This is a genomic window from Rhizobium sp. A37_96, assembly GCF_053521765.1.
Genome location: NZ_JBNWDS010000002.1, coordinates 506,437 through 529,959, shown reverse-complemented (window position 1 = coordinate 529,959; position 23,523 = coordinate 506,437). Strand labels below are relative to the sequence as shown.

24 protein-coding genes are annotated in these 23,523 nt (G+C 61.5%); 5 read left to right on the top strand and 19 right to left on the bottom strand.

Features of this window, described 5'->3' with window-relative positions; all coding sequences use genetic code 11:
* Nucleotides 1–2: 2 nt before the first annotated feature.
* From ACQZ6J_RS09030 to ACQZ6J_RS09015, 4 genes are all read right to left on the bottom strand, one after another.
* Nucleotides 3–1,433 (bottom strand): MotB family protein, encoded by a 1,431-nt coding sequence (locus ACQZ6J_RS09030; RefSeq protein ID WP_449083481.1) that lies wholly within the window; start codon nt 1,431–1,433, stop codon nt 3–5.
* A complete protein-coding gene (locus ACQZ6J_RS09025; protein WP_449083479.1) occupies nt 1,430–2,062 on the bottom strand; it encodes a hypothetical protein in 633 nt (210 codons plus the stop codon). Before ACQZ6J_RS09025 ends, ACQZ6J_RS09030 begins: the two co-directional genes overlap by 4 nt.
* A 258-nt stretch (nt 2,063–2,320) precedes the next feature.
* Nucleotides 2,321–3,304 (bottom strand): flagellin N-terminal helical domain-containing protein, encoded by a 984-nt coding sequence (locus ACQZ6J_RS09020; RefSeq protein WP_449083477.1) that lies wholly within the window; start codon nt 3,302–3,304, stop codon nt 2,321–2,323.
* A 255-nt stretch (nt 3,305–3,559) separates the two neighbouring features.
* A complete protein-coding gene (locus tag ACQZ6J_RS09015; protein WP_163984690.1) occupies nt 3,560–4,480 on the bottom strand; it encodes a flagellin N-terminal helical domain-containing protein in 921 nt (306 codons plus the stop codon).
* A 459-nt stretch (nt 4,481–4,939) separates the two neighbouring features.
* Between ACQZ6J_RS09015 and ACQZ6J_RS09010 the strand changes: the two genes are divergently transcribed.
* Together ACQZ6J_RS09010 and ACQZ6J_RS09005 are read left to right on the top strand one after the other, a co-directional pair.
* Nucleotides 4,940–6,427, top strand: coding sequence for a pyridoxal phosphate-dependent decarboxylase family protein (locus tag ACQZ6J_RS09010; protein ID WP_449083475.1), 1,488 nt, complete (start codon nt 4,940–4,942; stop codon nt 6,425–6,427).
* Complete coding sequence (locus ACQZ6J_RS09005; protein WP_449083473.1) at nt 6,421–7,683, top strand: tetratricopeptide repeat-containing protein; 1,263 nt, start codon at nt 6,421–6,423, stop codon at nt 7,681–7,683. The genes ACQZ6J_RS09010 and ACQZ6J_RS09005 overlap by 7 nt, the downstream gene beginning before the upstream one ends.
* Before the next feature lie 270 nt (nt 7,684–7,953).
* Here ACQZ6J_RS09005 and ACQZ6J_RS09000 read toward each other — a convergent pair whose 3' ends face one another.
* Nucleotides 7,954–8,865, bottom strand: coding sequence for a flagellin N-terminal helical domain-containing protein (locus tag ACQZ6J_RS09000; protein ID WP_163984693.1), 912 nt, complete (start codon nt 8,863–8,865; stop codon nt 7,954–7,956).
* A gap of 256 nt (nt 8,866–9,121) precedes the next feature.
* Nucleotides 9,122–10,036, bottom strand: a complete 915-nt coding sequence (locus ACQZ6J_RS08995; protein ID WP_163984694.1) for a flagellin N-terminal helical domain-containing protein — start codon at nt 10,034–10,036, stop codon at nt 9,122–9,124.
* Nucleotides 10,037–10,367: 331 nt separating this feature from the next.
* Here ACQZ6J_RS08995 and ACQZ6J_RS08990 point away from each other — a divergent pair, with 331 nt between their 5' ends.
* The gene (locus ACQZ6J_RS08990) at nt 10,368–12,311 is read left to right on the top strand and encodes an O-linked N-acetylglucosamine transferase, SPINDLY family protein (RefSeq protein WP_449083470.1); all 1,944 of its coding nucleotides are present in this window, start codon (nt 10,368–10,370) and stop codon (nt 12,309–12,311) included.
* A 53-nt stretch (nt 12,312–12,364) separates the two neighbouring features.
* Here ACQZ6J_RS08990 and fliP read toward each other — a convergent pair whose 3' ends face one another.
* From fliP to flgF, 13 genes are all read right to left on the bottom strand, one after another.
* The gene (fliP, locus tag ACQZ6J_RS08985; protein WP_449083468.1) at nt 12,365–13,123 is read right to left on the bottom strand and encodes a flagellar type III secretion system pore protein FliP; all 759 of its coding nucleotides are present in this window, start codon (nt 13,121–13,123) and stop codon (nt 12,365–12,367) included.
* On the bottom strand, nt 13,120–13,614 hold the full coding sequence (locus ACQZ6J_RS08980; RefSeq protein WP_449083466.1) for a flagellar basal body-associated FliL family protein: 495 nt from the start codon (nt 13,612–13,614) through the stop codon (nt 13,120–13,122). The genes fliP and ACQZ6J_RS08980 overlap by 4 nt, the downstream gene beginning before the upstream one ends.
* Before the next feature lie 41 nt (nt 13,615–13,655).
* Entirely contained in the window at nt 13,656–14,369 is a 714-nt protein-coding gene (gene flgH, locus ACQZ6J_RS08975; protein ID WP_163984698.1) for a flagellar basal body L-ring protein FlgH, read from the bottom strand.
* On the bottom strand, nt 14,366–14,905 hold the full coding sequence (locus tag ACQZ6J_RS08970) for a MotE family protein (RefSeq protein WP_163984699.1): 540 nt from the start codon (nt 14,903–14,905) through the stop codon (nt 14,366–14,368). Before ACQZ6J_RS08970 ends, flgH begins: the two co-directional genes overlap by 4 nt.
* A complete protein-coding gene (locus tag ACQZ6J_RS08965; protein WP_163984700.1) occupies nt 14,902–16,020 on the bottom strand; it encodes a flagellar basal body P-ring protein FlgI in 1,119 nt (372 codons plus the stop codon). Before ACQZ6J_RS08965 ends, ACQZ6J_RS08970 begins: the two co-directional genes overlap by 4 nt.
* On the bottom strand, nt 16,017–16,502 hold the full coding sequence (gene flgA / locus ACQZ6J_RS08960; protein ID WP_432444348.1) for a flagellar basal body P-ring formation chaperone FlgA: 486 nt from the start codon (nt 16,500–16,502) through the stop codon (nt 16,017–16,019). The genes ACQZ6J_RS08965 and flgA overlap by 4 nt, the downstream gene beginning before the upstream one ends.
* 34 nt (nt 16,503–16,536) lie before the next feature.
* The gene (gene flgG / locus ACQZ6J_RS08955) at nt 16,537–17,325 is read right to left on the bottom strand and encodes a flagellar basal-body rod protein FlgG (protein ID WP_163984702.1); all 789 of its coding nucleotides are present in this window, start codon (nt 17,323–17,325) and stop codon (nt 16,537–16,539) included.
* Between the two features lie 97 nt (nt 17,326–17,422).
* Nucleotides 17,423–17,773 (bottom strand): flagellar hook-basal body complex protein FliE, encoded by a 351-nt coding sequence (locus ACQZ6J_RS08950; RefSeq protein ID WP_163984703.1) that lies wholly within the window; start codon nt 17,771–17,773, stop codon nt 17,423–17,425.
* Nucleotides 17,770–18,186 carry a flagellar basal body rod protein FlgC gene (gene flgC / locus ACQZ6J_RS08945; protein ID WP_163984704.1) on the bottom strand — a complete coding sequence of 139 codons (417 nt, stop codon included), beginning with the start codon at nt 18,184–18,186 and terminating at the stop codon, nt 17,770–17,772. Before flgC ends, ACQZ6J_RS08950 begins: the two co-directional genes overlap by 4 nt.
* 16 nt (nt 18,187–18,202) lie before the next feature.
* Entirely contained in the window at nt 18,203–18,595 is a 393-nt protein-coding gene (gene flgB / locus ACQZ6J_RS08940; RefSeq protein ID WP_163984705.1) for a flagellar basal body rod protein FlgB, read from the bottom strand.
* Nucleotides 18,596–18,713: 118 nt separating this feature from the next.
* A complete protein-coding gene (locus tag ACQZ6J_RS08935) occupies nt 18,714–19,280 on the bottom strand; it encodes a flagellar protein (protein ID WP_449083461.1) in 567 nt (188 codons plus the stop codon).
* Between the two features lie 64 nt (nt 19,281–19,344).
* Entirely contained in the window at nt 19,345–20,730 is a 1,386-nt protein-coding gene (fliI, locus tag ACQZ6J_RS08930) for a flagellar protein export ATPase FliI (RefSeq protein ID WP_163985155.1), read from the bottom strand.
* An 11-nt stretch (nt 20,731–20,741) separates the two neighbouring features.
* On the bottom strand, nt 20,742–21,476 hold the full coding sequence (flgF, locus tag ACQZ6J_RS08925) for a flagellar basal-body rod protein FlgF (protein WP_449083459.1): 735 nt from the start codon (nt 21,474–21,476) through the stop codon (nt 20,742–20,744).
* Between the two features lie 222 nt (nt 21,477–21,698).
* On the opposite strand from flgF, the gene motA reads away from it, so the two are divergent.
* Complete coding sequence (gene motA / locus ACQZ6J_RS08920; protein WP_113436507.1) at nt 21,699–22,571, top strand: flagellar motor stator protein MotA; 873 nt, start codon at nt 21,699–21,701, stop codon at nt 22,569–22,571.
* Between the two features lie 5 nt (nt 22,572–22,576).
* Nucleotides 22,577–23,521, top strand: a complete 945-nt coding sequence (locus ACQZ6J_RS08915) for a FliM/FliN family flagellar motor switch protein (RefSeq protein WP_449083457.1) — start codon at nt 22,577–22,579, stop codon at nt 23,519–23,521.
* The last annotated feature ends 2 nt before the right edge of the window (nt 23,522–23,523 follow it).

The window sequence follows — 23,523 nt, the reverse complement described above, 5'->3', positions numbered from 1 at the left end:
AACTATCCTTGCTTGCCTTGGCCGGACTTGCCTTTGCCCGAAGCGGGCTTGGCGGGTGTCTGCGTGCCCGAAGCCGCAGGATCCGTCGCTGCCTGGTTCGAAGGATTGGCGATGAGAATCTCGATGCGCCGATTGGCATCGTTGAACGGATCGGCCGGCAATTTGAGGCGCCGGTCCGCAAAGCCCGAAACCTGCACGATCCGCTTCTCGTCCAGCCCGCCGCTGGTCAGCATGTAATAGGCGCTTTGCGCGCGATCGAGGGAGAGGCGCCAGTTGTCGTTGCGGCCGTCGACCATATAGGGACGCCCGTCCGTGTGGCCGCGGACCAGGATCGATCCCTTGCGCTCGGCGAGCAGCTTGCCGATCTTTTCCATCGCCAGCACCATCTCGCGGCGCGGAACCGCCGAACCGATGTTGAACATCGGGTCGTTGCTCTGATCGGAGATCGTCACCAGCACTCCGCCTTCCGCCGCTGTAACCTGCAGCCCCTCGGCCAGCTGACCGGCGACACCCTTGATCTCGGCCTGGATTGCCTGTTGCAGATCCTTGGCGTCCTGCTGCTCCGCCTTTGTCGGCGCGGCGTCCTTGCTCTGCGGCAAAATGGCATTGTCCTCGGGCGTGGATGCATCGCTCTGCCCGGAGGCCTTGGCGACCTGCTGGGGCTGCGTCTGCTTTCCCTGCGCCTTGCCGGTCGATTGCTGCTCGCTCACAGTCGGCTGCTGCTCCGGCGTCTGCGGCTGGTCGGCAGGCTGTCCCGTGTCCGCAGCCGTCGCCTTCGACAAGGCGACGACTTCACCCTTGGGCGATTGATCCGACTTCGCGGACTGTTCCTCGTTCGCCTTCTTGGAGGCGCTGGAAACCTGAACCTGCTTGGTCCAGAAATCCGGATCGAAAGGATCGCGATAGGCCTGACCGCCGTCTGCGCCCGTCGCCGGACCCGACTGCGCGGCGCCGCCCTCGCCCTTGGCGCTGACGTTCGCCTGCTGGCCGACTTCCTGGGCGATTTCAGCCAGGACCGAATAGGGATTCTCGAAGAAATCAGCCTCGGAGTAGTTCGTCTGATCGCCCGACGTCGATGTCAGGTCTTCGCCGGTCTTGGCCGACTTGCCGTCGTTCGGCTTGTCCTGCGGCTTGTCCGATTTCTGCTGGTTCTTTTCGCCCTGAGCCTGATCGACAGGCTTCTTGAGACCCTTCTCCGTCGGCTTTTCGTCAGCCAGCTTGATCGGATTGAAATAGGATGCGACCGAGGCCTTCGTCTCCTCGTTGGCGGCATTCACCAGCCACATGACAAGAAAGAAGGCCATCATGGCGGTCATGAAGTCGGCGTAGGCGATCTTCCATGCGCCGCCATGTCCGCCTTCATGATCGCCGCCGCCGTGGCGCTTGACGATGATGATCTCGTGCTTGCCGTGATTTTGATCGCCGTCGCTCATTTCAGAATCTCTTTCAGACTAGCGGCCCAGGCCGACATCCGGGTCACGAGAACGCTCTCGCCGATCGTGACCGTGAGATCGACGTCCGGCGCTTCGACATGGCGCAACAGCGCGCCGTCATCGCCGAGATGCGTGTGAAGAGCCTCGAAGAGATGACGCGGGCCGCTGACGGATATCGGACCCACGCTGCCGTCGAGGATTGCAGCCTTCACCAGATCGGCCAGCTCGGCGACGGCCTTGGTCGTCAGCGTCTCGGTCATCACCGGCGCGAGGATGGCCGCCGCTTCTACGCTGATCGCCTGCCCCAGCAAGGTGGCGATGCGCGTCATGTCAGCCGCGATCTTCTCCGCCGCCTGTTCCTCGTAGCGTATCCGCAAGGCATCCGTTTCGGCACGAAACGATTCGGCCATGGCGTCGAGTTCGGCCTGGTGTTTCTGCGACAATTCCTGCGTTGCCGCGTCGTGCCCTTCCGCATAGGCGGCCCGACGCTCGGCTTCGATATCGACGGGCGGCTCCGCCGGGCTTTCGGGAAAATCCGCCGGCTCCGCAAACGCCATGTCCTCGACCTGGGGCGGCGGGATCTGTTCGGCGCTGAAATCCTTGAGATATCGGGACAGTGTCAAGCTCACGCGCGCATCTCCCCATTCGCGCCACAGGGGCGCTGCAAGTCGATGCTGCCAAGGGGCCGATCCATTGCCATTCTCAAAACGTCGATCATCACGCTTCCGGTTTCCGTCCTCTGGCTGCGCCCTCCGGAAATGACTGATGTCACCGGCACATTGCGCAACCATGCCATTGCGAAGGACCGTAGGCAGTCAAACTTGTGCGAGGATGAATGCGGGCGGCCCGGCTCGATCGGACGCCGATCGAGCCGGGCCGCCGAATCCTTATTTCGACTGAAGGAGAATAAGCACCTTGTTCGCCATGCTGTTGGCGATCGACAATGCCTGGATACCCATCTGCTGTGCGGTCTGCAGGGCGTTCTGCCGTACGGACGCCTCTTCCATATTCGTATCGACGAGATCGCCGACGCTGCTCTTGATGGCGTCGCTGAGCTTGGAAATATAGTCCGATTGATCGTCGATGTTCGACTTCATCAGGCCCAACGTCGAATCCGCCGAAGTCGCCGACTTGAGCAGCGAGTTGGTGACATTGATCATGTCGGTCAGCTGGTCGTCCGTCGTGCTGCTCGATATGGCGATTTCCGTTCCGCCTGCCGGGGTCGTTCCCGTATCGGCCGCCAAGAGATAGTAATTGCGGGCCGTGGTGCTGCCGCCGGTGCCCGAGCTGTCGAACGTGCTTGCATCGACATTCTTGGTCAGCAACCCGCGGCTTGGATCCGCCGTGTCGATCATCAGTGTCTGGGAGCTGTCGTAGCCGATGGTCGTAAGGCTGACCTGCCCGCCCGCGCCTCGCGTGAAGTTGCTGATCACCGACTGCTGCGTGCTCGGATGCTGGCTGGTGTTGTAGAGCCAGTTCTCGCCGGAAAAGGAAGCCGACTGCGTGACCGATTGCAACTGATTCTTGAGCTGCTGAATATCGGCGTTAACGGCATCCTTGTCGGTGCCCGGCTCCTTTGCCGATACCAGCTTCGACTGGATCTGGGTCAGAAGGCTGACGACGGTATCCATCGCGGTGGATGCGGTGTCGACCTTGGACGAACCGAGGCCGAGCGCGTCCGTGATCGTGGAAAGGCTGCTCTGGTCGGAGCGCATGGTGGTTGCCATCGACCAATAGGTCGGATCGTCACTCGCCGTCGCGATACGGAAGCCGGACGAGACCTGCTGCTGCACGACACCGAGATCTGTATTGATTCCGCGCAACACGGTCAGCGCCGCTGACGCGGCAGGATTCGTCGTCACATTGCTCATCAGAAAATCCGTAGTTCCATTGGGACTGGCAAACCGGGTCTATCCGGCAGCAACGATTGGCCTCATGCCCACCAGCGGGGGGAACTCCCAGCGCGGCCCGTCGCTAAGGCAAGATCCGACGACCGCTGTAAAGAACGAAGGCCGGATCCTGCGCAAAGACTGCAAATCAATTACCGGCAACGTTAACAAAAGCTTATGCGCGGCGACAAGAGAGAAATGCCGCCGCGCCATTTCAACGCAAGCTCCAGTCAAGGCTCACTTGAAGAGAGCGAGGACATTCTGGGCGCTGGTGTTGGCGATCTGCAGCGACTGGATCGCCAGCTGCTGCTGTGTCTGCAGGGCCGAAAGCCTGCTCGATTCCTCTTCCATATCCGCGTCGACGAGCTTGCCGACACCGGAATCGATCGTATCGCTCAAGGTGGAGACGAAGCTGGTCTGCAGGTCGATGCGGGTGGAAAGCGAACCGAGCTGCGAGGCCGTGCTGGTCATCGCGTTAAGGGCGCCCTGAACGAGGTTCATCGCTTTGCCGATGTCTCCGCTCGTCATGTTGGTGATATCGAGGCTGAAGACGGAGTAGGATTTGCCGCTGATATTCTGCGTGCTGCCGAGAATACCGGAATTGGTATCGATCGAGCCGCTGGGCTTGGCGCCGAACAGGACGTTGCCCTGCGACCCGGTGTCGAAGCTGTAGCTCGTGCTGTTGACGGCAACCGTGCCGTTGTTGTTGCGCACGAAAGAGGAGACCACGGATGCCGAGGCGCCGTTGGCCGCATACATCCAGTTCTGTCCGGAGAAGGATGCGGATTGGGCGATGCTCTCCAGCTGCTGCTGCAGCTGCGTGATTTCTTCCTGAACGTCCGCCTTCGACACGCTGTTTTCGGTTGCCGCGACGAGCTTGTCCTTGATCTGCTGGACGACGGTGATGGCGTTGTCCATCGCGGTATAGGCGGTATCGACCTTGGCGGCGCCCAGGCCCAGAGCGTCGGAGACCGCGGACAGCGCGCTGTTGTCGGAGCGCATGGTGGTGGCGATCGACCAATAGGCGGCGTTATCGGCGGCCTTGGCGACCTTGTAGCCCGAGGAAACACGGCTTTGCGTATCCTGCAGGCTGGAGTTGATCGTGCGCAGGGTCTGGAGAGCGGACATCGCCGCGTCGTTGGTGAGGATGCTTGTCATGGAAGGGTGCCCCTTGTGGCTGAATTTGGAAGGGACATTCCGGTCTGCGGCCGGGAACGGCAATCAGCCTCATGCTTGTTAACCGCCTGTTAGGAGAGGTTAACCAACCGTTGCGTTAGCCGCAACTGACAACAATACGGTTAATAAATGGTTAACGCCGTCGGCGAAAGTTAACGAAATCATACGCTCCGCCGATCAGACCACCCGATTTGGCAAGCGCCGTTTCCGCTACCTTTCATTGAAGCCGAAGGGGCCTCATCCGCGCAGCGTGCGCGCATGGCCGGATTTCCGTCCAAACTTCGTCATTTGGCGTGCTTCACCAACGGCAAGTCAGCCTCGCGCCATCTTGAGCGTCGTAGCATAGCGGCGATCCGCCCAATGTCGGGCGGGAAGCGGCCGGCGCCTTCGCCGGGCGTTCCGACGACACCGTCGCCACGCCCGGTCATGTACGAGGTTGAGATGTTCAGTTTGCAGGACGCCGGGCGAGCGGCGGTTGATCGCCATGAGCGAACGAGCCTCGACCCCGACGACTGGCAGGCCCTGCGCAAGCAGGGTCACCAGATGCTTGACGACATGCTCGATCACCTCCAGGCGCTCGGCACGAAGCCGGTCTGGCAACATGCGCCCTCTTCGGCCCGCGCCCTGTTCGATACGCCCCTACCCATCGAGGCCAGCGACCTGGCGGATGTCCATGCGATTTTTCGCGAGAATATTCTGCCCTATGGCAGCGGCAACATCCACCCCGGCTTCATGGGCTGGGTCCAGGGCGGCGGCACGGTCGCCGGCATGCTGGCCGAAATGCTGGCGGGCGGCCTGAACGCCAATCTCGGCGGACGCGACCACATGCCGATCGAAGTCGAGCGCCAGATCATCCGCTGGACGCGCCAGATCTTCTCCTTCCCGGAAACGGCGGGCGGCATATTCCTGACCGGCGCATCGCAGGCCAATTTCGTCGCGGTGCAGATCGCCCGATGCCGCAAGCTCGGCCGCGACGTGCGCGCGGCCGGCCTGTCCGACGAATCCCGCCTCGTCGCCTACGCGTCGAGCGAAGTGCATGGATGCGTTCCGCGCGCCTTCGAAATGTCCGGCATCGGCAGCGACCAGTTGCGGCGCATTCCGGTCAACGCGCTCGGGCAGATCGACATCGATGCGCTGCAGCAGACGATCCAGCGCGACAGACGAGAAGGCTTCCTGCCGTTCCTCGTCATCGGCAGCGCGGGGACGGTCAACACCGGCGCCGTCGACGATCTCGCCGGTTTGCGGCATGTCGCCGATACCCATGGTCTTCATTTTCACGTCGATGGCGCGCTGGGCGCGCTCGGCATCTTGAGCCCGGACCTGGCGCCCTTGTTCGCCGGGATCGACAGCTGCGATTCGCTCGCCTTCGATTTCCACAAATGGGGCCAGGTGCCCTACGATGCCGGCTTCCTGCTGGTGCGGGACAGCGAGTGGCAACGGCAAACCTTTGCTTCGGATGCCGCCTATCTCAGCCGCGCGGCCACCGGCCTTGCCGGCGGGGACTGGTGGCCCTGCGACTACGGCCCGGACCTGTCGCGCGGGTTCCGGGCGCTGAAGACCTGGTTCACCCTGAAGACCTACGGCGTCAAGGTATTGGGGGACGCCATGAGCGCCAACTGCATGCTGGCGCGCAAGCTGGCGCAGCGAATCGAGCAGGAGCCGGCGCTGAAGCTGCTTGCACCCGTTGCCCTCAATATCGTCTGCTTCGCCTATGTGGGAGCGGACGGCACGGCAGCACCATCCATCAACTCCCATATCGTCGAGCGTCTCCATGCCGAAGGCCGCGTCGCCCCGTCTCTCACCCATCTGAACGGACAGCCGGCCATCCGGGCCGCGATCGTGAACCATCGGACACGGCAGACGGATATCGACGCGCTCGTTCATAGCGTTTTGACAATCGGTTCCCGACAGGATTTCCCCCAATGCTGACGACCAAAGCACCAATCGCCGGTTCGGCTTCCCAGAACGTGCCGGATACCTCCCGAATTCTCGGCATGCAGAGAATCGTCTCGCTCGTCTATGCCGGCCATGACGTGACGCCGCTGTGGAACGAGCTCATGCAACGCGTGACGGCGGATCCGACCGACGCGGCCGCGCTTCTGGACATGGCGATCATCCTGCAAACGCTCGGCCGCAGCGACGAGGCCCGCCAGATCCTGAAGAATGCCGTGCAGCTGCGCCGCGACTTCTGCGTCGTCCATGGCAACGGCGCCGGACCGCGGCTGCTGGCCTTCGTCACGGAAGGCGATTTCATGGCCAATACGCCGCTGGATTTCCTGTTGGCGGGGAGCGACTGCGTGCTGTTGCTGCATTACGTCGGCCTGGAAACTACTGTTCTTGCCGATCTGCCGGACCATGACGTCGCCTTTATGGCGATCGGGGAATCGACCGAGAACGCTCCCCTCCTCGCGCATATGCAAGGGCTGCTTGCCGGATTCGACGGCGTGGTCATGAACCGCAATCCGGCATTGATCGCAGGGCTCACGCGCGACGGCGTGAGCGCGATGCTGGCCAACGAGCCGTCCATCCTGTCGCCCATCACCCATCGCGTGCCGCGCGCCGATCTTGCCGCTGTCGGCGCAGGCACCAGACAGCTCGAGCATTGTGCCCCCGGCCTTTCGTTCCCGCTCGTCGTTCGCCCCATCAGCACGCATGCGGGCAACGGGATGGAGCGCATCGCCGATCCGGCCGGACTGGCGGCATTTCTTGAGGCGCAGCCTGCCCACGAGCTCTATGTCGCGCCATTCATCGATTTTCGCGGCCCCGACGGCCTCTACAACAAGCAACGCGTCGTCTTCATCAACGGCAGGGCCTTCGCCAGCCATATGGCGCTCTCGGAACACTGGATCGTGCACTATCTGAGCGCCGGCATGGGACAGAGCGCCGAAAAACGCGCCGTCGAACAGGCGTGGATGGAAGATTTCGATCACGATTTCGCGGTTCGCCACAAGGAAAGCTTCGCAGCCCTTTGCCACCATATCGGGCTCGATTATTTCGGCATCGATTGCGCCGAGCTTCCCGACGGCCGCCTGCTGGTGTTCGAGCTCGACGTTGCGATGGTGGTCCACAATATGGACGATCCCATCGTCTATCCCTACAAGCAAGTTGCCATGCGCAAGCTGTTCGACGGTTTCGTCGATGCCATCCGCGACCGGGCCGGCGCCGAGCTCGCAATTGCGTCCTAAAGCATGTCGCGCAAAAGTGTGCAGCGGTTTTGCGATAACGACATGCGCAAAATGAAAGACCTGAAGCGCGAGAAGCGAATCCGAAGGATAGCCCTGCGCTTTAGAGCAACCCCAGGAAAAAGCGCGCGGCGGTTTTTCGTGCGGGATCGCGTGAGAACAAAGAGTTGAAGCGATCGCGTATCGGATCAAAAGAAAACCGCGCCTTCCGGAGAAGGCGCGGCGAAGTGTTGTCTCTTGCTATCGACCGGCGCGTTGCGCCGGTTCTTCCTATTAACGGAAGAGCGACAGGATCGACTGGGTCGAGGAGTTGGCGATCGACAGGGACTGAACGGCCAGCTGCTGCTGCGTCTGCAGAGCGGAAAGCTTGCTGGATTCCTGTTCCATGTCGGCGTCAACCAGCTTGCCAACGCCCGATTCGATCGAGTCGGAGAGCGAGGAAGCGAAGCTCGTCTGCAGGTCGATACGAGCGGAGATCGAGCCGAGGCGCGAGTTCATGCTGGTCATGGCGTTCAGAGCGGTCTGAACCATGTTGAGCGCGCTGGAGATCTGGCCGCCGGTCATGCCCGTGATGTCGAGGCTGAATACCGAAGCGCCAACCGTGGAGTCCTGCGTGCCGAGGATACCCGAAGACGTGTCGATCGTGCCGTTGTTCGCACCGAAGAGAACGTTGCCGGTTGCGCCGGAGTTGAACTCGTAAGAGGTCGTGCTGACGGAAACGGTGCCGTTGGTGCCGCGGATGAAGGACGAAACAACCGAAGCGGAGTCGCCGCTCTGAGCCATGACCCAGTTTTCGCCGTTGAACGAAGCCGACTGGGCAACGCTCTGCAGCTGCTGCTGCAGCTGGCCGATTTCTTCCTGGATGGACTTCTTGTCAACCGAACCTTCCATGGCGGTGACGAGCTTGTCCTTGATCTGGCCGACGACGTCGAGGGCGCTGGTGACTGCGGTGGTTGCGGTATCGACCTTGGCGGCACCGAGGCCGAGAGCGTCGGAAACGGCGCCGATGGCGCTGTTGTCGGACTTCATGCTGGTGGCGATCGACCAGTAAGCTGCGTTGTCGGAAGCCTTGGAGATGCGCAGGCCGGAAGATACGGCGTTCTGCGTCTGCTGCAGATCCGAGCCGATGGAGCGCAGCGTCTGGAGGGCTGCCATTGCGGCGTTATTGGTAAGAATGCTCGTCATGATATTTGCCCCTTTTGGCAGTGGTTAAATAAGGGACATTCCGGACCTAAAACCGGTAACGGCATTCAGCATCATGCCTGTTAACCAAATCCGTTAAGGTTAACTCGCCGCTTCGATGGTCCTAAGAAACAGCAATATGGTTAAGAAAACCTGAACTGGTTTTAGCCAAAAAATATAAAAAAAACCGCGCCTTAGATAGGCGCGGTTAACTTGTTGTTTAGGATTGTCGTCCAACGCGCTGCGTTGGCGCTTCCTATTAACGGAAGAGCGACAGGATCGACTGGGTCGAGGAGTTGGCGATCGACAGGGACTGGATGGCCAGCTGCTGCTGCGTCTGCAGAGCGGAGAGCTTGCTGGATTCCTGTTCCATGTCGGCGTCAACCAGCTTGCCAACGCCCGACTGGATCGAGTCGGAGAGCGAGGAAGCGAAGCTCGTCTGCAGGTCGATACGGCTGGAGATGGAGCCCAGCTTCGAACCCAGGCTGGTCATGGAGTTCAGAGCGGTCTGAACCATGTTGAGCGCGCTGGAGATCTGGCCGCCGGTCATGTTGCTGATGTCGAGGCTGAAGACCGAAGCGTTGGCCGTGGAGTTCGTGGTACCGAGGATACCCGAAGACGTGTTGATCGTGCCGTCTGCATTCGCGCCGAACAGAACGTTGCCGGTTGCGCCGGTGTCGAAGGCGTAGGCCGACGTGCTGACGGAAACGGTGCCGTTGGTGCCGCGGATGAAGGACGAAACAACCGAAGCGGAGTCGCCGCTCTTGGCCATGACCCAGTTTTCGCCGTTGAACGAAGCCGACTGGGCAACGCTCTGCAGCTGCTGCTGCAGCTGGCCGATTTCTTCCTGAACGGACTTCTTGTCGACCGAACCTTCCATGGCGGTGACGAGCTTGTCCTTGATCTGGCCGACGATGTCGATGGCGCTGGAAACGGCCGTCGAAGCAGTGTCAACCTTGGCAGCGCCGAGGCCGAGAGCGTCGGAAACGGCGCCCATGGCGCTGTCGTCGGACTTCATGCTGGTGGCGATCGACCAGTAAGCTGCGTTGTCGGAAGCCTTGGAGATGCGCAGGCCGGAAGAAACGGCGTTCTGCGTGTCCTGCAGGTTGCTGCTGATGCCACGCAGCGTCTGGAGGGCGGCCATTGCGGAATTGTTAGTGATAATGCTGGTCATAGGTGTCCCCTGGAAACTGGATACAAAAGGAGGACATACCGGACTGGGTATACCGGCGATGACGGAGCAGCTTCATGCCCCTCGATCCATTTTCCTAGAGGACCAAACCCGTCATGTCGCGAGAAAGTTCGCACCCATTGCTTGCGAATTTCTTAATCCGGGGCGGCGGCAAACTTTCTCTCCGGAACGTGGCTAAGAATGCGTAAAGACGCTTTCAACCGTTGCTTCGGTTTCAGGCAAGCTACGTGGGAGATCATAGGGCGAATCCATGATGCCGGCCCTCGACCTTCGGCGGGGAGCCGATCAAACATATCGCTCGGAGTTCTCGCTCGTGAATACAAAAAACGCCTTTGTGACAGCGTCCAGCTTCTATCAGAAGGGGCAATATACGCGCGCGCTCGAAACGCTGAACGAGCTGCTGAACGTCGACCGGTCCCCCAAGACCTATGTATTGCTGGCAAAGACGCTGCTCAAACTCGGCTTCAGGTCGGATGCGGCGAGCGCCTACGAGCTGGCCGGCCGGCAGAAGCCCCAGCGCGAGGACTATCTTCGCGAAGCCCTGCTGCTCCACGGCGACTGCGGCAACGACGACCAGGCCCTTGCAGTCGGAAGCCTGATCCTGCCGCTGGCTTTCAAGGATCCCGATCTTGCCTTCGTCCTCAGCCGCATCTTCCTGAGCCGCCAGCAGAAGGAACTGCTGACCGGCTTCAAGACGGTGCTCGTGGAGGGGCCGGAAATCAAGCATCGCCAGATGGCCGCAAATCTGCTGACCGACGATCTCTATGACGAGAGCAACCGGCACATCGTCACGACCCTGTTCAAGAAGCATCCCGACAACATCATCTTCCGCGCGCTCTATCTGATCTTTGCGCGCGAGGTGTCCGATCTGGCGGCCGTCGACAAGCATATGGCGCCCGTCACGACGTCGCTGGCGCAGGGCAAACTCGACCACATCATCCCCGACAACCCCTTCTTCCACCTTCACTGGTGCGGAGACGAGACGATCAACAAGCTCGCCATCCACGACACCGTCGCGCTGCCGGAAGGCCACGCAGAGGCCCGCCGCAAGATGCCGCACAACTGGGGCAGCAAGATCCGCATCGGCTATCTCTCGTCCGACTTCTGGCCGGGCCATGCGACGATGAAGCTGATGCAGCGCGTTCTGGAGCTGCACGACAAGGACCGGTTCGAAATCACGCTCTTCGACCACTCCGACCTGGCTCACCAGAAGGAAGAGACGTTCGACTACTCAAAGCTGGGGACGACGGTCGATATACGCGGCCTTTCCAACCAGGGGGCGGCTGAGGCCATTCGCAGCCGCGGGATCGACATCCTCGTCGACCTCAAGGGTCACACCAAGGGAAGCCGCGCCTTCATCCTCAACCACATGGGAGCTCCGATCCAGGTCGCGTGGCTGGGTTTCCCCGGCACGACCGTCAACATCGACCTCGACTACATCATCGGCGATCATCTTGTGCTGCCGGACCGCTCGAAAGAGCACTTCCACGAGAAATTCTGCCGCCTGCCCGAGTGCTATCAGCCGAACGACCCGCTCAACCGTCCGAAGCCGCGGCCGACAACCCGTGCGCAGCACGGGCTGCCCGAGGACGCCTTCGTCTTCGCGTCCTTCAACGGCAACCGCAAGATCACCTCGCAGATGGTCGACGTGTGGTGCAACATCCTCAAGCGCAGCAAGAACAGCGTGCTCTGGCTGCTGTGCAACGGCCCCCGGGCCGAAGCCAACATCTGGTCGCGCATGGAAGCGCGCGGCATCAACCGCAAGCGCGTCGTCTTCACCACCCGCATTCGCTACGAGGATCATATCGATCGTCAGCAGCTTGCCGATCTCGGCCTCGACACCTTCCCCGTCAACGGTCACACGACGACGTCCGAGCAGCTGTGGGGCGGCCTGCCGGTCCTCACCACGAAGGGCACCAACTTCGCCTCGCGCGTCAGCGAAAGCCTGCTGAACGCCATCGGCCTGCCCGAACTGGTGGCCGAGGACATCAAGGCCTATGAGGACATGGCAGTGCAGCTCGCCGGCCAGCCGGAGCGTATCGCGCAGTTCAAGGAAACGCTGGCGACCAATCGCTACATCAAGCCGCTTTTCGATGCCGAGCGCTTCACGCACCATCTGGAAACGGCCTTCGAGATGATGGCGGACCGGGCCAGGCAGGGCCTCGCGCCCGACCACATGGACGTGCCGGCGCTACCGATGCGCGCGGAGCCGTTCATGGAAGAAGACCAGAACGCGGCGGCGATCGCGGCCGAGTAAAGCTCAGCGATCGCCGGGGCCGCGGCTCCGGCGATCGTCTTGCGCTTGTCTTGTCAGTGGAAAGAGCGGACCAGACTGCCGACCAGCAGGTTCCAGCCATCGATCAGCACGAAAAACAGAATCTTGAACGGCAGCGAAATCGAGGTCGGCGGCAGCATCATCATGCCCATCGCCATGACGATGGTCGACACGATCAGGTCGATAACCAGAAACGGCAGGACGACCAGAAAGCCGATTTCGAAGCCGCGACGGATTTCCGAGATCATGAAAGCCGGGATCAGGACGCGATAGTCGATCTTGTTGTCGACGACGGTCGTCTGGCCGCGTTCGCGGGCCAGATCGACGAACAGCTTCAGATCCTTGTCACGCGTGTTGTTCGACATGAAGGTCCGGAACGGCTCGGCAATGCGCTGCACGGCGTCCGCCTCCGAAATCTGATTGGCAAGCAGGGGCTGCACGCCGTCCTTCCACGCCTGATCGAAGGTCGGCGACATGACGTAGAAGGTCATGAACAGGGCCAGGCTGAGCAGGATCATGTTCGACGGCGTCGTCGCCAGCCCCATGCCGCTGCGCAGGATCGAAAACGCGATGATGAAGCGCGGAAAGCTCGTCACCATGATCAGGATGCCGGGCGCAATCGACAGGATCGTCAAAAGCCCGAACGTGCGAATGATCCAGGCGGCGACCGAGCCGTTCACGGGCACATTCAGAAGATCGGTGGGGAGCTGTTGCGACAATTGCTGCGCCATCGCCATTTCGGGCGACAATGCAGCAATGACTAATATTGACAAGGCAAGTGCTAATCGACTCATTCGATCACGAAAGTTCTGAACATAACTTTCGATACTCGTCCTTCCGAGCGCAGGTCAACACGCTCTTGAATGTCATCCCGAAGATATTGCAGGCCCCGGGCACCTTCGATCTGCTGCAGCGAGACCGTACGGATGTAAGCGAGGATATCCTGGTGGATCGCCTGGGCGAGCTGAGTGTCCGGCGGCCCCTTGAATACCAGGGCAAGTTCGAGCCGGACCCAGCTCTGCGAGGGATAGGCAAGATTGGTCGTGATCGGATCGAGCGCGACGATGCCATTCGCCTGCGCGGCCGCGGCAGCCTGCTTGCCCTCGCCCGTCGCCTTCTCGGTCGCCTGGATCGCCGCGGTGGCGGCCTTGATCTTCGGCGCAACGACGGTCCCGAGCACCCAGCCGCCGCCGCCGCCGAGGACGGTCAGCACCAGTAGCCCGACGATCATCATGATGAGCGCCGATCCCTTGCTCTTTGCCGGTTCGTCTGCGGCTGCTGCCATGTCCCTATCCGTTCGTTGTCAAACTAGCCGATACCATCGGATCAGAGCGGCGAGAGCAGGTCGACGGCCTGCTGCCCCCTCGGCGGCTGCTGTATTTCCGTCAGACGGCCACGCCCGCCATAGGAGATGCGCGCCTCGGCGATCTTGTCGTAGGAAATGGTGTTCTCCGAGGTGACGTCCTGCGGCCGCACGATGCCGGCGACGTTGAGAATGCGGATTTCCTGGTTCATGCGGACTTCCTGCGAGCCGCTGATCATCAGGTTTCCGTTTTCGAGAATGCCGGTGACGACAACGGCGACCAGCAGGTTGATCTGCTCGGAACGCTGCATCTTGCCCTTGGCGTCCGTGCTCGTGTCGGAGCCCGAGGTTGCGTCGGCATTGGTGCTGGGCTGCCAGCCGAAGATCTTGGCGGCAATGTTCCAGTTCATATCGCTCTTGTTCGTGCGGTTGCGATTGGTCTCGTTGTCCCAGTTCGCCTTGTCGTTGATCTGGATCGTGACGGTCAGGATGTCGCCGACGTTGAGCGCGCGCGAGTCCTTGAACAGAGCCGCCTGCGAATCGTTCCAGAGCGAATAGCCCTGCGCGACCTGATGCGGCCGCTTCGGATACTGCAGCATTTGCGGCGTCTGCGCATATTGCAGGCCGCTGCCGATCGGACTCATGGCAGGCGCCCTGCCGATTTCCTTAAGGGCCTGCGACTGGCAACCGGCGAGAAAGACGACGATCGTGCAGGCGGCCGTAAGACGCGTGTTCATGAGGGGTCCTTCGACTTCGATGTATTCGGGTCGGATGCGCTGGCGATGATGTTTGTGATGACCGCCGCCTTGTGCGCATCCATTTCCGCGAGGATCAGGCTCGACTGACGCGACGAAAGCTTCATGATGATCGCGGCGGCAACCGTGATCTTGACATCGTTGAGGCTCGCCGCAGCGGCATCCGGTTTCATGTTCTTGTAGATATCGACCAGGCCGAGATCCGCGGTCTTGAGGAAATCGTCGCGGCGTTTCAGCCAATCCTCATATTCCGCCTTGCGCTTGTCCATGGTGGCGACGCGCTGATCGACGTCGGCACGAAGCTGTTCCAGTTCCTGCTTCTGCAGCAGATAGCGCTGGTCGCGCGCCGGATCGGCGATGTTGGTGCAGAACTGCCGGATCTCATCCTGGCTGGTGGCCGGATCGGCGACCGGCTTCGGCGCCTCCTGCGCGGCCGCCAGGCCGAACGACAGCAGCGTGGCGCCGGTTGCGAGAGCGCAGGTGATCAGCATTCTTCTGGCGATGGCGGTCGATATCATTGCAGCACGAGCTCCGCTTGCAGGGCGCCGGCAGATTTGATGCCTTGCAGGATGGCGATGATGCCGTCCGGCTTGACGCCGATGTTATTGAGGCCTGCAACCAGCGTCTTCAGGTCAGGCCCTTCCAGCACCGCAACACGGCCGCCGCTCTTGGTGGCGGTGATGTCGGTCTGGTCCTGAATGGCGGTCTGACCATCCGAGAAGGGTTCGGGCTGGATGACCTGCGGGTTTTCACTGACCTGGACAGTCAGCGTTCCATAGCTGACGGCGACAGGCGAGACACGGACGTCCGCGCCGATGACGATCGTTCCGGTGCGTTCATTGATGACGACCTTGGCCGGCGTATCGGTCTGGACGTTGAGGTTTTCGATATCGGCCATCAGCCGCGTGAGGTCGGCCATCTTCGGCTTGGCGATCGTCACTTCCTGCGAATCCTTGGCCTCCGCGATCGGGGCGCCGTAGCGCGACGTCGCCCATGTATTGACCGTGTCGGCAATGCGGATCGAGGTGGAAAAGTCGGGATTGCGCAGCTGCAGGACCAGATTGACCGAATCCTTGAAACGAGACGGCAGCTCGCGCTCGATGATGGCGCCGCCGGGCACGCGGCCCGCCGTCGTCACACCCTCGGTCACCGTCGCCGCGGCACCCTGCGCCTGAAAGCCGGAGACGATGACGGAACCCTGCGCGACCGCATAGATCTGCCCGTCCGCGCCGGTCAGCGACGTCATGATCAGCGTGCCGCCGCGCAGCGACGTCGCGTCGCCGAGCGAGCTGACCGTGACGTCGATGCGGCTGCCGGGGCTTGCGAAGGGCGGCAGGTTCGCGGTCACCATGACGGCGGCGGTATTCTTGGCCGCGGATTGACCGCCCTGTGTCGAGATGCCGAGGTTCTGCAGCATCGCGCGCAAGGATTGCTCGGTGAAGGGCGAGGAACGCAAGCCGTCGCCGGTGCCCTGCAGACCGACGATCAGACCGTAGCCGATAAGCTGGTTGTCGCGGCCGGATTGCAGCGACGCGATATCCTTGATGCGCGATTGCATGGCCGCCGCCGGTTCGGCGACGATCAGGCTCGGCAATGCAAGCAGGACTGCTAGAAGTTGACGAAGTCGTTTCATTTCGCGACCACTCGGATCGTACCGTTTTCGAGAACCGTGCCGTTGACGATGATGCCCGAGTCCATGTTGCGGGCGCGCACATTGTCGCCGACGGCGCCATCGTCAAGCGGCGTGCCCGCCGCCGTGATCGTCATGCTGCCCATGCTCATTACCAGACGGACGTTGGAGCCCCGCGTCACGGCATAGGGCTGGCGCAAAGCGGAAATGGAAATCGTGCGGCCGGGAAGAAGCGTCCGCTTCGATACCAGGCCGGTGACGTCGCGGAGCCGCTTGGCATAGTCGCCGCTGAGGTTGGGGTTGGTAACCTCCACCTCTTCGAGCTGGCCGCTGCTGATGATGTCGCCCGGATAGATCGTCTCGGTCGGCACCACGGCAGTACCGAGGCCAGGCCCGTCGGCGCCTACAGCCCCGGCAGGCGCGGCCGAAGCGAACAGGACGGAGAGGCTCGCCGCGGCGAACCAGGCCATTGCTAAGCTTTTCATCCGGCGAAACCTCATGTTCGGCCCGTCCTTCCCACTACTTCAGGTTCTTGCTGACGATCTGCGCCATTTCGTCGGCCGTCGTGATGACCTTTGAATTCATCTCGTAGGCGCGCTGAGCGGTGATCAGGTCGGTGATTTCCTTGACCGGATCGACATTCGACGATTCCAGGTAGTTTTGCTTCAGGTAGGCAAAGCCGTTCTCGTTCGGATCGGAAACGACCGGATCGCCGGAAGCCGGCGTCTGGGTAAAGAGGTTGCTGCCCATCGGCTGCAGGCCGGCTTCGTTGACGAAGTTGGCGATCTGCAGCTGGCCGAGCACCGTCGGCGTCGTCGCCGTGCCGATGATCGCCGACACTTCGCCGGACTGGCTGATGGCAAGGCTGCTGGCGTTGTTCGGGATGGTGATTCCCGGCTCCAGCACGTTGCCGTCGGGCGTAACGATCTGGCCGGTATCGCTCTTGTTGAAGGAGCCGGCGCGCGTATAGGCCGTCGTGCCGTCCGGCATCTGGATCTGGAACCAGCCGCGGCCGACGAGCGCGACGTCGAGCTCGTTCTGGGTCTGCGACAGTTCGCCCTGGACCTGAATGTTGCGAACGGCCACGGTCTGTACGCCGAGACCGATATTGGCGCCTTCCGGCACCACCGCCTGGTTCGGCCTGTTGGCGATGCCCTTGGCGCGCTCGGTCTGATAGAGAAGGTCGGAGAACTCGGCGCGAGAGCGCTTGTAGCCCGTCGTATTGATGTTCGCGATGTTGTTCGCGATCACTTCGAGGTTGGTCTGCTGGGCGTCCATGCCCGTCGCGGCAATTGCGAGCGCTCTCATGCTTTCGTCCTTGCATCTGGGGCGGAGCCTTCGCAGCCGTGGAAAGGCTTGCGAGCAGCTTTCGCCAAATCAGGTAGGTAAAGCGGGGAATCCCGCTCTAGATCTGCATCTTTGTAATATCGAGAAATGCGGACACGACCTTGTCGCGCAGCGCAATCGCGGTCTGCAGGGTCTGATCGGCCTGCATGACCTTGTCGACGACTTCGCGGGTGCTCATCGTGCCCTTCATGCCGGCGAAGGAGGCGCTTTCGGCTTCCTTCAGCGTGTTGACGGAATCCTTCGCGACATTCGACATGACCGACGCAAAGCTCATTCCGGCGTCCGCGCCCATGGCAACGGCCGGCGAAGCGTTCATCGCGCTGGAAGCGGCGGAGGTCAGATCCGTGGCGATGCTGCCGAGGCCGCGGGTCGCCGAGAGGGAGGCTACATTCTTAACCGTGTCGATCATTGGTTCTTCAGCAAATCAATAGTGGAGGAGATGAGATCGCGCGCCTGACGGACCGTCTGCAGATTGGCCTCGTAGGAACGATTGGCTTCTCGCATGTCGGCCATCTCGACGAGGACGTTGACGTTGGGCATCTTGACATAGCCCTTCTGATCCGCCGCCGGATTGTCGGGATCGTATTCTTCGACGAACTTGCCCGTGTCCTGGCCGAGCTTCTTGACGCCGACCATGGTGACGCCATTGGCGCGATCCATTTCGGCTCCGAAGGTCACGGTCTTGCGCCGGTAGGGATCGGCGCCGGGCGTGTCACCCGTCGAACGGGCGTTGGCAATGTTTTCGGAAACGACTCGCAGACGAGTTGATTGCGCCTCCAGGCCGGAGCCTGCAATCTTCAATGCGGCTGATAAGGGGTCCATGACATCTTCACTTCATCTATTGTTTTACGGTCATCAACATCATGCGATGAAAGGAGCCTACGAGTGCGGTGTTCAAGCTGTACTGGCGCTTGATGTCACCGGCCTTGGCGAGCTCGTCCTCCAGGCCGACGGTATTACCCGACTCCTGAACGCCAATTTCCTGGTTGAGCGGCGCTTCCTCGACGTTGACGTCGCCGCTCGTGCTGAATTCGCTGCCCGAAAGATGCGCTGGATTGGTGCGAACCATGTTGACGTTCTGGTTGTCCAGAACGGCCTGGAACGGTGTCACGTCCTTGGCGCGATACTTCGGCGTATTGGCATTGGCGATATTGCCTGCAACAACCTCCTGACGCACCTGGAGCCACTCGGCTTGCCGCGAGGCCAGGTCAAAGAGCTGAATGGGTTGCATGGGCTTCTCTCCGTTCTTACACTAGGAATCTAGCGGGATAATCTTGCGTGGGACTTGCGGGAAATGCGTTCCTGTGAAGGTCTTCGAAATGCTTGAAATCCAGGCGTTTGCGCGATTTTCAATTGTTGCCGTAGACATCGCCCGCCGACGTGACGATGACCCACTTTCCGTCTCTCTGTTCGATCGAAGCCAGCCGGCTGTTGTCGGGCAGAACCGATCCGATGCGCACGACATACATGCCGGTATCGTCCTCGATCAGGGCACGGCCGTTTGCGACATGCAGCAGGTGGAACGAGGACTTGCCGGGGAACGGCTGCTGGTCGGCCGGCGCGCCCTTGTCATCCTCGCGACCGGTATTGCTGACCGTCGCCGTCGTCAAAGGATCGGGAATGAGATCCTTCGGCGCGCTCGGATTCTTGTTGACCATGGCGAGCGGCGACACGCTGACGATCGCGCGGCCGGGCCAATTCGGCAGATCGCGCGTGCGGTCGCCTTCGGCCACCTGGATGCCGAACTTTTCCGGGTTCAGAAAGACGTACCAGGGAAAGAAGGCCGAGGCGCCGGCGAGCGCCAGTCCCGCAAAGGCCAGAGCCTTGTCGGTAACGGTTCTCCTTCTCGCCAGTTTCGGCGGAGCGACCGGTTCGTCTGCGTCGGTTTCTCTCACTTTTGATCCCTCTTTGGGCATGAAATCCGGCGATATCCGGCCGGCTGCGGACAAGACAAAATCGAGGCGATGCTCCGGACAACCATCACTTGCCTCTGACCGGGGCACCGCCCGAAGCGTTTCTGAGGGCATTCGCAAGATCGGTGAAGGCATCGGCGGATGGCTCTTCGCCCGGAGTTTGCTTCAGGATGTCGTAGATGATCGGCACCTGGCGCACGGCGATATCGAGATCGGCGTCGCTGCCCTGGCGATAACCGCCGATCAAGCGCAGATCGCGCGTCTCCTCGTAGCGATGCACCAGCGCTTTCAGCCGCGAAACCAGCTTTTCCTGATCCGGCGTCCAGGCCTTTCGCGCCAGACGCGAAACGGACGCCAGCGGATCGACGGGCGGATAGCGCCCTTCTTCGGCAAGACTGCGCTGCAGAACGATGTGGCCGTCGAGAATGCCGCGGGTGGAATCGGCGATCGGATCGTTGTGATTGTCGCCATCGACGAGGATGGAGATGATGGCGGTGATCGTGCCGGTGCCTTCCGGTCCCGGACCGGCGCGCTCGAGAAGACGCGGCAGTTCGGTGAAGACCGAGGCCGGATATCCACGCGCGATCGGCGGCTCGCCGGACGCGGTCGCCACCTCGCGGATGGCATGGGCGAAGCGGGTGACGCTATCGACGATCAGCAGGACGTTGTCGCCCTTGTCGCGAAAATGTTCGGCGATGGTGATGGCCGAGAGCGGCGCCATCTTGCGCAGCATCGGGCTCTCGTCGCTGGTCGCGACGACGGCCACCGATTTCTGCATGTGCGAGCCCAACGTATCCTCGATGAATTCGCGCACTTCGCGGCCGCGTTCGCCGACGAGCGCGATCACCACCTTGTCGAAGGCTTCGGCTCTCGCCAGCATCGACAGCAGCGTCGATTTGCCGACGCCGGAGCCTGCAAAGATACCCAGGCGCTGGCCGAGGCAGAGCGGCGAGAAGATATCGATGGCGCGGACGCCGGTCTTGAAGCCGGTCTCGACGCGCTTGCGCGTCATAGACGGCGGGGCCGTATTGGAGATCGAGCGCGATTCCAGGCCGGATGTCAGCGGCCCGAGCCCGTCGATCGGCTCGCCCAGCGAATTGATCGTACGGCCGCACCAGCTGTCATCGGGCGCGATGCGAAAGGCACCCTTGCGGATGATGGTATCCTGGATGCCGATCGGCTCGCCCGGCTCGATGGGACACACATAGGTAAGCTCCGGCTCGACGCGGACAACCTCGCCGAGATGAACGCCCGTCTGGGAACGATGCGCGACGAAATCGCCAAGGCGCACCTGCCTCGAGAGGCCGGCGACGGTATAGTGCCCGGCGGCGATGGTGCGCACATGGCCGCCATGAGCCACGGCATTCTCCGCCATCGCATATTGGCCCGCCAGGACGGCCATATGCGAAAGCTTTGGCGACAAGGCGCCCTCCGGCAACCGATCCTCGAGCATCATCCGCCTCTTTACTGGCTGCCGCCAAGGGTTTTGATGGCGTCGGTGAGCGTGCCTTCACTGCTGCTGGTGAGCGTGCTGATGTTGTCGAAGGCGCGGCTGACCTCGATCAGGTTGGTCATTTCCCGCATGCCGTTGACGTTGGAATTTTCGAGATAGCCCTGGGCGATGCCGATATTCGAACGGTCGACCACTGCTTGCGGCGTATCGGTCGGCAGGATGCCGCTGTTCTCGTAGCGCAGGAACCCCTTGCCGACATCGGCGCTGTAAAGGCCGATCTGCCCCATCCGCCGGCCGCTCTGCGTGATGGTGCCGTCGGACGAGACGGTCGGCGCACCGCCGGCCGGATCGAGCTGGATCGGCGCGCCGCCGGGGTCGAGCACGGGGAAGCCCCGTACCGAGACCAGGGCGCCGTTGTCCGTCATGGTGAAACGGCCGTCGCGCGTCAGCACCAGGCCGGCCGGCGTGTTGATGCCGAAATAGGCGTCGCCCTTGACGGAGAAATCGAACAGATTGCCGGTATTCTGAAGTTCGCCGTTGTCCGTGGAGAGATAGTCGTTGCCTTGCGAGACGAAGGCGACCTTGGCGTTGAGCTTGTTTTCGGTATTGCTGAGGACCTGATCGAACTTGACTTCGGTGCCACGGAATCCGGTCGTATTCACGTTGGCCAAGTTATCGGCGATTGTCGTCAGACGCCGCTCGAGCGCCATCTGCGACGACAGCGCGACATAGATACCAGACTGCATTTTCAACGCCCTCCGGACATTGGAGAATAACGGGAAAGGAAACGCCGCGGCGCTCCTACATTTCGTTAGCGGGGCATGGATGCCCTTACCCGCTATCCTGCAGGTCTATGCTTGTGCGAAGCTGACAAGGCAAAAAGGGCGGGCGAGGCCCTATCGAACAGCCTCACGCAAGGCAGGTCCCCTAGTTCATCATATGAAGCAACGTTCAGGTGTGGACCGACGATGAATATTATTATCGGATTTGTAGTGACCTGCGGCTGCATCATAGGCAGCTTCATGGCTATGGGCGGAGACGTAGGCGCGCTGTTCCAGCCCTTCGAGTTTGTCATTATCGCGGGCGCCGGCATCGGCGGCTTCATCATGGCCAACCCGATGAAAGTCGTGAAGGATTCGGGCAAGGCGCTCGGGGAAGCCTTCAGCCACAAGGTGCCGAAGGAGCGCGACTATCTCGATACGCTCGGCGTGCTCTATGCCCTGATGCGCGACCTGCGCACCAAGTCGCGCAACGAGATCGAAGCTCATATCGACAATCCCGACGAATCGACGATCTTCAAGGCCGCTCCGACGGTTCTGAAGAACAAGGACCTGACGGCCTTCATCTGCGACTACGTCCGTCTCATCATCATCGGCAACGCCCGCTCGCACGAGATCGAGGCGCTGATGGACGAAGAGCTCGACACCATGCTGCACGATAAGATGAAGCCCTATCACTCGATCACGATCATGGGCGATTCCTTCCCCGCCATCGGTATCGTCGCGGCCGTTCTCGGCGTCATCAAGGCGATGAGCCACATCAACGAATCACCCGAAGTGCTCGGCCACCTCATCGGCTCGGCGCTGGTCGGCACCTTCCTCGGCATCATCCTGTCCTACTCGGTCTGCGCACCGCTGGTCTCCCAGATCAAGGTCGTGCGCAACAAGCAGCACCGCCTCTACGTGATCGTGAAGCAGACGCTGCTTGCCTACATGAACGGATCGGTGCCGCAGGTCGCACTCGAATACGGCCGCAAGACCATCTCCTCCTACGAGCGTCCCTCGATCGACGCCGTCGAGCAGGAAATGATGAACCCCGGCGGTGAAAGCAAGGCAGCCTGACGATCATGAGCCAGCAATACGCGTACAAGGCACAGACGATGGACCGCACCCTCTTTGCCAAGCTCACCGGCAATCTCGGGGATCAGGCGACGCTTGCAAAACTGGGCACCGCCTTTGCCCAGGTCTATGCGGAATTCCTGCCTGATATCATCAAGAGCGAGACCGGGCTGGACATCAACATCGCCTATGCCGGCTGTCAGTCCGGCCTCGTGAACGACCTTGTCGCCGGGCTCGGCGGCAGCCATGCCCTCGTCAACGGCTCGCTGCGCAACTGGGCGCCCAACTTCATGCTCGGCTGCGGCTCCGGCCTCATCATGACGCTGATGGAACATATGCTCGGCGCCCGCCCGGAAGACATCGAAGCAGCCGTTGCCCGGCCGCTTTCCGTGATCGAGCTCGACCTTTCCGTCATGGTGTTCGAAAAGATCGCCAACGTGCTGCGCTCGGCCGTCAACGCATCCGGCGGCTTCGAGCCGTACCTCGATCCGCCCTATAACATCGAAGACCGCCCGGCAGCCGTCGGCGACGACGGCAACTACTTCGCAGCCGCGATCACGATGACGATCGCGCTCGGCAAATCGATTTCCCAGATCGTCATCATCGTGCCCCAACGCGATCTGCTTCGCACCGTCGTCAGCGCGCCCCGCGCCAAGAACCCGACGGCGGCCTCCCAGTCGTGGTCGGATCAGCTCAGCGAGCAGGTGCGCCGCTCGCAGGTGACCCTCGAGGCGCGGATCCGGCTGGAATCGCTGACGCTCGACACGATCTCCAGGCTCGCGGTCGGCGATGTCATCCCCTTCATGGATAATGGCGACGTCCGGGTCGAGGTCAGCGCCAACAGCAAGGATCTCTACATCTGCGAATTCGGCCGCTCTGGCGAAAATTATACGGTGCGCGTCAAGGACAACGTAAATTCCGACGACGAGCTTCTTCGGCACCTGATGAATTGACC